Source organism: Citrobacter sp. Cb023, assembly GCF_030336805.1.
Lineage (GTDB): Bacteria > Pseudomonadota > Gammaproteobacteria > Enterobacterales > Enterobacteriaceae > Citrobacter > Citrobacter braakii.
The window spans coordinates 135,935-143,432 of sequence record NZ_JAOWCV010000037.1 but is presented as its reverse complement, the minus strand read 5'-3'; the positions used below and the strand labels follow the sequence as shown (position 1 = coordinate 143,432).

11 protein-coding genes and 1 pseudogene are annotated in these 7,498 nt (G+C 50.5%); 3 read left to right on the top strand and 9 right to left on the bottom strand.

All coding sequences use genetic code 11. From position 1 onward, the window contains the following. Both OGW44_RS13580 and OGW44_RS25810 read right to left on the bottom strand, forming a co-directional pair. On the bottom strand, positions 1–293 hold a 293-nt coding region (locus OGW44_RS13580; RefSeq protein ID WP_502873893.1), incomplete at its 3' end, for a HumD family translesion DNA polymerase. A gap of 2 nt (positions 294–295) precedes the next feature. Then, on the bottom strand, positions 296–538 hold the full coding sequence (locus tag OGW44_RS25810) for a DNA polymerase V (protein WP_446661275.1): 243 nt from the start codon (positions 536–538) through the stop codon (positions 296–298). 74 nt (positions 539–612) lie between these two features. On the opposite strand from OGW44_RS25810, the gene OGW44_RS13570 reads away from it, so the two are divergent. Together OGW44_RS13570 and OGW44_RS13565 are read left to right on the top strand one after the other, a co-directional pair. Beyond that, a complete protein-coding gene (locus OGW44_RS13570) occupies positions 613–855 on the top strand; it encodes a DinI family protein (protein WP_047414238.1) in 243 nt (80 codons plus the stop codon). Between the two features lie 276 nt (positions 856–1,131). Then, positions 1,132–1,797, top strand: a complete 666-nt coding sequence (locus tag OGW44_RS13565) for an AbiV family abortive infection protein (protein WP_221774828.1) — start codon at positions 1,132–1,134, stop codon at positions 1,795–1,797. Positions 1,798–2,034: 237 nt separating this feature from the next. Here the strand turns inward: OGW44_RS13565 and OGW44_RS13560 are convergent. Beyond that, positions 2,035–2,172: pseudogene (locus tag OGW44_RS13560) on the bottom strand (helix-turn-helix domain-containing protein); the annotation flags it as partial. 51 nt (positions 2,173–2,223) lie between these two features. Here OGW44_RS13560 and OGW44_RS13555 point away from each other — a divergent pair. Further along, entirely contained in the window at positions 2,224–2,307 is an 84-nt protein-coding gene (locus tag OGW44_RS13555) for a tail fiber assembly protein (protein WP_371412096.1), read from the top strand. Here the strand turns inward: OGW44_RS13555 and OGW44_RS13550 are convergent. Genes OGW44_RS13550 through OGW44_RS13525 form a run of 6 tightly spaced genes read right to left on the bottom strand, consistent with a single transcriptional unit; the run spans position 2,279 to position 7,497 of the window. Beyond that, positions 2,279–2,860 (bottom strand): tail fiber assembly protein, encoded by a 582-nt coding sequence (locus tag OGW44_RS13550; RefSeq protein WP_101701284.1) that lies wholly within the window; start codon positions 2,858–2,860, stop codon positions 2,279–2,281. The genes OGW44_RS13555 and OGW44_RS13550 overlap by 29 nt on opposite strands. Then, positions 2,860–4,536 (bottom strand): phage tail-collar fiber domain-containing protein, encoded by a 1,677-nt coding sequence (locus tag OGW44_RS13545; protein ID WP_185654521.1) that lies wholly within the window; start codon positions 4,534–4,536, stop codon positions 2,860–2,862. Before OGW44_RS13545 ends, OGW44_RS13550 begins: the two co-directional genes overlap by 1 nt. Continuing rightward, positions 4,529–5,092 (bottom strand): phage tail protein I, encoded by a 564-nt coding sequence (locus tag OGW44_RS13540; protein WP_185654520.1) that lies wholly within the window; start codon positions 5,090–5,092, stop codon positions 4,529–4,531. Before OGW44_RS13540 ends, OGW44_RS13545 begins: the two co-directional genes overlap by 8 nt. Beyond that, on the bottom strand, positions 5,082–6,002 hold the full coding sequence (locus OGW44_RS13535; protein WP_185654519.1) for a baseplate assembly protein: 921 nt from the start codon (positions 6,000–6,002) through the stop codon (positions 5,082–5,084). The genes OGW44_RS13540 and OGW44_RS13535 overlap by 11 nt, the downstream gene beginning before the upstream one ends. Continuing rightward, positions 5,986–6,339 carry a GPW/gp25 family protein gene (locus tag OGW44_RS13530; protein ID WP_032943848.1) on the bottom strand — a complete coding sequence of 118 codons (354 nt, stop codon included), beginning with the start codon at positions 6,337–6,339 and terminating at the stop codon, positions 5,986–5,988. The genes OGW44_RS13535 and OGW44_RS13530 overlap by 17 nt, the downstream gene beginning before the upstream one ends. 39 nt (positions 6,340–6,378) lie before the next feature. Then, positions 6,379–7,497, bottom strand: a complete 1,119-nt coding sequence (locus OGW44_RS13525; protein WP_185654518.1) for a contractile injection system protein, VgrG/Pvc8 family — start codon at positions 7,495–7,497, stop codon at positions 6,379–6,381. Between the last annotated feature and the right edge of the window lies 1 nt (position 7,498).

Below are 7,498 nucleotides of genomic sequence, written 5' to 3'. Positions count from 1 at the left end.
TCATCTACTGGTAGCGCCTCCCTTCTCCCGCTCTCCAGATTAATCAGATGGGGTTGAGGATGAGTCCGATATCGCTTGATCCTGAATTCCCCGTCGATTGCACATATCAGCAGTGAGCCATCACAGGCAGTAAGTGACGCATCTACCACAAGCAGCGCACCCTGGAGTATCCCTTCCCTGAAATGTGAACGCGATGCCCGCATGAAGTAAGTCGCTGCTGGCTGGCTGATAAGCTGCTGATCGAGTGAGATCCTCGTTTCAACGTAATCGCTGGCCGGTGAAGGGAACCCCATGGCTAAAGCCCTCCGTTTGGATTGAACAGCTGAAAGGTTCGGTTCTCGCCTTCCTGTGTGGATACATCGCGGAATGTTGTCACATAACATTCTATCCAATCGTTGGCCTGCTTCATCGTCCAGTTCCAGTTAACCTTACCCAGTTCCTGGACAAACCGCTGTGTGGTGACAGTCTTCCGGCCATTCGGTTCTCGCTGTATCGAAGCATGCCAGGCTATTTCAATATCGCTGCGTCGTGGCATCATTAACCCCCTCTTGAATACCGGATAAAAACACAGTATAAATACTGTATATATATCCAGTAAAGAGACAATAAGCAATGTTCGTGGAACTCGTTTATGACAAAAGGAATTTTGATGGCCTGCCCGGTGCAAAAGATATCATTCTGGGCGAATTGACCAAGAGGGTTCACCGGGTATTCCCTGATGCTGATGTCCGGGTTAAACCGATGATGACACTGCCGGCGATCAACACTGACGCCAGCAAGCATGAGAAGGAACAGATAAGCCGTACTGTTCAGGAAATGTTTGAAGAGGCTGATATGTGGCTGGTTTCAGATTAAACGCCTTGAACCATCATATCGCTTGAGTAGTATTAGCTCAGACCTGAGCTGGCTGTCTTATGGCACAGAGCCGAACCTAACCTGACAGTCCACTCTGTGCCAAGAGCGGAATCTGGAGTACTAGAGGTCTTCTAAAAATTGATGGTTCATTTTTCAGGGATACTTACAGATTCAGATGACATATATCAGTAATGTAATTGAGGGGTAGAGCATCTAGCTTTTCAGCAGGAATGATGTGTCCTAAGATTGATGAAATTTTTAACTCGAGCAAACGTTATGGCAAAAAAGCTAGAGCAATGGAAAAATACACTTGCCGTTGAGAAAATTGTAGAAGGTATGAATGCTGCATCATCTAACGCACGAAGGCTTCTGAACGATGCATCTGCTTTGTTTGATTTAAAACGCTATCCCTCTGCTACCTCTCTAGCAATCTTGGCTATAGAAGAAGCAGGAAAGGTGTCAATACTTCGAGAGATGTCGCTGTTGAAAGATAGCAAAGATATCAAACAGATTTGGCACAGGTATCGCTCACATACTGAAAAAAATATGATGTGGGTGTTTCTTGATGCAGTTAAAAAAGGCGCTAGGAATCTCAACGATTTTGCACCAATTTTCAGCGATGAATCAGAACATCCCTTTGTATTGGATCAATTAAAGCAAATATCATTTTATACGGATTGTCTTGGTAAGGCACATTGGTCGATACCAGACAATGTAATCGATAGAGATACAGCTATGAGCATCATAGAAGCCGCTAAACCTTTAGTGTCGTCAAAATTACACACAGTCGAGGAGGTTGAACTCTGGGTGAAGTACTTGGGACCTGTGTGGAAAACTGATGATGCTCTTAAGCGTGAGGCATTAAAAAGCTACTTCGATGCCATGTCCGCAAAAGGACTACTTTCAAATAAAACTGCCGTCTCAGCATTCTTAAGCATCTGAATCAATATTTCTTTAGGGATATTGCTGTTGGCGCTGCGAGAGACCAGAGATGGTTGATCTGCTCCCCGTTGATTAACACGCCGCAATGTTAGTAACGTGACTGTTTGGCGACGAGATCAACTGCGAACTTCCGCTGTTCGCTCAAAGCGGACTGACAATCATTCAATACTCGCACTATCGAACGTTCGCCAGTTCGCCGTCGCCCGTTCTTGCATACGACGAGGCGGTGGTGTCTTCTCAACACCGCGCAGGAAATTTTTTGTATAGCGTCGCCCCCCCTACATCGTAAATTATAGCCACACTTTTTCTTGACTCACCTGCAGCTATCAACCTTCCAGCCTGAGCCCACTCTTCTGCGGTTAACTTTAGTCGTCTTGCACAAAAGACGGCGATATATCAGCCAGCGAGGAAACAGAACTGGCAGCGTTGCGAAGCTATCGTACTGAGTTACGTCGCATCGATTTGTCTTCCGCCCCTGATATTAACTGGCCAGAATATTCGGGGGCGTAGGCCATTCAGGATTTGAGGTATCTACCCGGTTAAGCAAGACACGATATTTCTTCCACTCCAACAACAGCGCGGTTTCAACGTCCGTTGCCATGCCCAGATCAACAGCATCCTGTAAGGGGGCTATAGCGGATGTTGCGACCGCCAGAAGATTTATTTTTTCCTGTTCCGCCAGCATCAGAAGATGTTCATTTTCCGCATCGGTATCGTGGACCCACTTTGCTCCATCCCACTTAACAAAATGACCTTCCGGTGCGACTGAAACAACATCGTCAGGTAACTTACCTAACTGGTCAATCGTGGTAGCTTTCCCGGTTTGAATGTCGTAGACAATTTTCCCTCGATGGTCCTCAACCAATGACCATTTTTCTGACTCGTAATTAAATACAGCGACAAAACCAGCCTTCGCTGACGGCGGGGCAATATTGGTACTGTAAGCAGGTAATCCCGTATTAGCCGGGATAAACCCATCACATTTCCCAATATATTCATTTGTATCTGCACGAAGGTTGTAGAGAGTAATAGTCCGGTTTTCTCCGGTCATTTCAAAAGTCATCAGGCAAGCCTCACAATATAGTTAAACGCAATATTTTTAACGGTGTTTTCTGCATTTCCGGTTGCATGAACGGTCGCAGCATGTCCGTGATACCCCATAACCACATAATGGTCATGCGCACCGATACCCACCCAGTGATCATGAGGGCCAATCCACGTCACATGAGCATGATTACCACTTCCCTCAATACGATCTCCAGCTGACCATGAAATATTCGACGAGTGCATCCCCAACCCCTGTCCGGGAGTATCCCGGTATGCAGACGTTGAGCAATATCGAAAGTTATGTGCGTGCCAACCCCCTTCTGTGGATGACTTATTTCCGTAATCAAAACTGGTTGTTGGTTTCGAACCATAATCAAAAGAGCTGGTGTATTTCGTTCCCAGGTCTGTATCGGAAATGCTGGCTGTGTGGGCGTGCGATTTAATACCATCCTGTTCATACGAGAGTACCGTGCGCCCGTTCGGTTTCCCCTTAATCGTCTGGCCTCGCATGTCAGGGATAACACCCGCTGGATACGCAATCGCAAGCAATGGATAGGCCGCTTTATCAAAGGGTTGCCCCTGCATTAAGGCATACCCTGTCGGGGTTACATCAGATGGCCAGGGGATAGGTGCGCCGACAGGGTAAGAATCTTCCGGCATCCACGGTGTCCATGCCTGCGTTGAATACTTGCTACGCGTATAACTGCGGGATGAGTTGTACACGCGGTAAATCTGTGTGACTCCGGCACTTCTCAATACCATCAGAGAACCTGCATTATTCTCCGGGTAATTCAGTGCCGCACTGGTATTAGCGTTCGCTCCCTGAAAATAAAGCCCCGGCACCAGGTAATCATCCAGATTCTGATTTTCACCAATCCCCACAACCTGGCCGTCAAAAATATCCTGCGCCGTGACATTGATGTCCGCAGCCAGTTCATGACCATTAACTCTGCGTGTTGAAGGTACTGCGCCAGCAGCCAGTTTTATTGTTTCTACTAAACCAAGGTTTTGTAGAAATAATGCAACATTCGGAATGTCACCGCCGTTCCGGTCTTTAGCCAGCCGCGCATTCGCATTATCCATTACGATCTTAACTGCCGCAGGGGTGGCGGCCTGCGTTTCACTGGTGCTGTTCACCGCGCTGTTAAGTTGAACCAGCCCTCTTTGTTGTGTCGTGCTATCGAGGACACCAATGGATTCACGCGACGTTTTTTGTGCTTCCACGCCCCGCGCTTTTATCTCTTTCAGGTTCTGGTCAATGCGCAGGAATAAGCCATCACCTGTTGCAACATTCAGCGTGATATTTGAGGTATCTGATACCGCCAGGCGAAACTGCATATTAACGCTGACACCACCAACCGGCTTATCGATCGATGGGCAGTTTGCCACCGCGTAAAGCTCTCCGGCGTCAGTCATTAAACCGACTTCGCGAACGGTGAATCCACCAATCCCGGTCGGCAGAACGATTTTTGCCATTAACTGCGTGGATTGTTCCGGTGACACCACCAGCTCAGCGATATCTCCCCGGTACGTTTCATTGATCAACCGGATTTGCGACGGATCGGGTTTGACCTGCTTGCCATTACTGTCACCCACCACAAAGTGAGTCAGTACAATCAGGCGACCACTGGCCAGCGCCTCTGCCTCCAGTTCTTTACCCCGGTTAGTGATAATTGAGTAGTAATCAGCCATGAGATTCCCCGGCAAAAATGTCCACATCGATATGCGCTGTTGTCGCACCTGAAATATAGAAAGCCCCGTCCATACCCACATTCGCCATCACATCGATTTTGCTCAGATAGCTGCGCAGGTTCTTGGCCCGCTCGATAAGCTGGCGGATCTGATGATAGAGAGCGTCGCTGACCCCCTCACTGCTCTGTACTTCGATCCGGAAGGTGTAAGGTTCAGCGCGCGGGGTGTCTTCCCACCACTCAACCACGGTCGTGGGCAGATTGACTGAACCGAGAGAACGGCGTACCGCCCCGGCCGTTCCCCTGTGCTGATGAACATACGCGGCATCTTTTATCACCTGACGCTTCTGCGCCTCTGTCCAGCCGTCATCCCAGAAATCAACGGCATGCTCCCAGGCCAGCCAGGGGAGAAGATGCGCCGGACAGGTGTCAGGGTTTTTGGACTTACGCACCATATTGGTATCAATGGTGGCGATTTGCTCAGCGCTGGCCTGCTCCTGCGCCCGTTCTTCATGAAATGCGCCAGGAGGCAGCAGAGATCGAAACTTAGCCGTCATTGCTGCTTACCTCCGTGCGGATGACATTAATGGCGGTACACCAGGGCGCTTTTCCCGCTTCCGCTTCCAGATCTGCTGCCGGAGAAATCAGCCTTACCCGGACCACGCCGGATTGCTGCAGCGAGGCATAAATGGCGGACAGCGGGACGACGGTTTTAATCCGATGAGAAAGCGTGGTGTATGATCGTAAAACATCGATGGCATTATTCAGCACCGTACTGGCGTCCGGTCCTTCCGGGATTTCCAGCTCCGCCGTAACGGCATAGTTTGCAATCGTGGCACTTTTTACCGTCACATAGTCAGTTAACGGGCGGATTTCATCTGCATTCAGTGTGCTGTTAACCTTATCAAGCAGGGGCTGTCCCGCTGTCCCATCCCCGGTACGTGACAGGACATAAACATCAACGTAGCCGGGCCGGTTATGGGTTTCCGGCCCATAGGCATCGGCATCCAGCACATCCGTATCGGCAGATTTCGCATGAAAGCGGTATGCGTTACGCGCACCTGCTGTATTCAGCTGCGCCCATGAAAGCTGGATACGTTCACGAAATGCCGCATCGTCTTCCAGTTCTGGCTCAACTGGCGGAATGGCTAGCGGATCACCGGGCTTAATCACCTGCCGTTTAACGTTGAATGCGGCGCCTATCTGGTCAAGGTCTGCCTCTTTTGCACTCGCGAGAAATACCGCCCGCACGGCATCATTAACCCGCTGAAAAGCCAGCGTCAGCTGGTAGGCATTCACCTCCCCCTGTTTAAACGTCGGATCGGATTCCACCAGCGCATCAAATTGCTTATCAAGTTCCCGTAACCGCGCCAGCCACCGGGTGAAAATTTCAGTCGCATCCGGCACCACAATGGCATCCGGTACGTCCAGTTCGGACAGGTTGATCACGTCATAGCTGCTTGCCATAAATCGTTATGTCTCCCGTTCTGACAGGTAAATTGGTTTCCTTGTTGATCCCCTCGATATCCAGCACACAGCCGGACTCCCCTTCAGGAAATGAAACAAGCACACGTGTTACCTTCAGCCGCGTTTCCCACCGGGCCAGTGCAGTCGCAGACGCGGCGATTATTTGTAGTCGGGTCAAATCATCCCGTGGGTTATCCACCAGCGAAAACAGATCACTGCCATAGTCACGGACAAGAACCCGGCTCCCGATGGGCGTGGTCAGTATGTCGCTGACGGACTGGCGCAAATGGGCGACGCCGGACAGGCGTTTTCCGGTCCGGTTGTTTACACCGTTCATGATTAAATTCCGTTGCTGAGTCGCCGGATGGCGCGAGGATTAACCGAAGTAGGACGGGCCTTTTTTATTCTGCTTTTCTGATTTCTTCGAAGCCGCTGCGGGTTTACGAATATCCACGACAAGGTTGTAGGTGTAGCTGAATCCTGCTGACGTCAGAGAAAAGACCAGAGACTCAACCACCCAGGCCCGATCCTCACGGGAGCCAAAACCGGAAGTCGACACACTTGCTTCTGCTGTCAGCGGAACATGTTTAGGGCGACATGGCCCCGTGAGCGTCATTTTCTGCTCGTTACGCTTCGCCTGTGTTTTCCTGGAGTTTGCCTGTTGCTCGGCGGTGTTTTTCTCCGACTGGGTATAGGGATTGGTCATCGCCGGGCCATCATGTTCAACGGAGGAGGTCTTTGTCGTGCCGTCCTCCTCGTCGTAATAACGCACGCCGATTTTCTCTTTGGCTTTACCTCCGCTCCCCGTAGCTTTCCCCGTCGAACTCCCCCGCTCACCTTCACTGTAGGACCAGTTTGATACTTCATCCGGTGTGATGGTGATCCCGCCAGTCTGTTTCCCTGAAGCCGTTGCCGTGGCCCCTTGCTGTAAAAAAAGCCAGTAACCTCCTGATGGTTTGCTCACTGCGTTGTAGTCACGCGCAAGCCTTGCGAGCAGGTTGGCATCGGATTCCGCCACCTGATCGATGTGATTGATATGAATATCTTTGAGCGCGTCGGCCACGCGGGGGATCAGCCCGTTATCGGTGGCCACTGTTTTGACAATATCGGCAAGACGAAGGTTGTCCCAGCTCCGTGTTTTCTGGCTTGTCACATCTCCGGGTTGTTTCTGGGCGTTCATCGGCGCGGCGGTCGCATAAAGCTCAATACGCCTTGGCGGACCGCTGCTCGAGACACCACTGACAACAAACCAGCCTTTATCGATTAGTTGATCATTGAATCCCAGAGCGACCCGAAGCCGGGCGCCTTTGGTGGGTAGCGCCAGTGTTTCAGATATGAGGCTGATTTTCAGCTCATCGGCTTTTGCAGTTGCCCCACCATAATCCGTCAGGGTCAGTTCACTCAGGCATTGTTGCAGTACCCGGGTTATATCTTTACCTTCGGCCTGAATGCTGAAGGCCGGCGCATATTCCGGCATCGCTGTCTGATCTGCCATA

Excerpts from the sequence above, each read along its gene's own strand:
- OGW44_RS25810 (WP_446661275.1), bottom strand. The coding sequence starts at position 538 with ATGATGCCACGACGCAGCGATATTGAAATAGCCTGGCATGCTTCGATA.
- OGW44_RS13570 (WP_047414238.1), top strand. The coding sequence starts at position 613 with ATGTTCGTGGAACTCGTTTATGACAAAAGGAATTTTGATGGCCTGCCC.
- OGW44_RS13565 (WP_221774828.1), top strand. The coding sequence starts at position 1,132 with ATGGCAAAAAAGCTAGAGCAATGGAAAAATACACTTGCCGTTGAGAAA.
- OGW44_RS13550 (WP_101701284.1), bottom strand. The coding sequence starts at position 2,860 with ATGACTTTTGAAATGACCGGAGAAAACCGGACTATTACTCTCTACAAC.
- OGW44_RS13545 (WP_185654521.1), bottom strand. The coding sequence starts at position 4,536 with ATGGCTGATTACTACTCAATTATCACTAACCGGGGTAAAGAACTGGAG.
- OGW44_RS13540 (WP_185654520.1), bottom strand. The coding sequence starts at position 5,092 with ATGACGGCTAAGTTTCGATCTCTGCTGCCTCCTGGCGCATTTCATGAA.
- OGW44_RS13535 (WP_185654519.1), bottom strand. The coding sequence starts at position 6,002 with ATGGCAAGCAGCTATGACGTGATCAACCTGTCCGAACTGGACGTACCG.
- OGW44_RS13530 (WP_032943848.1), bottom strand. The coding sequence starts at position 6,339 with ATGAACGGTGTAAACAACCGGACCGGAAAACGCCTGTCCGGCGTCGCC.
- OGW44_RS13525 (WP_185654518.1), bottom strand. The coding sequence starts at position 7,497 with ATGGCAGATCAGACAGCGATGCCGGAATATGCGCCGGCCTTCAGCATT.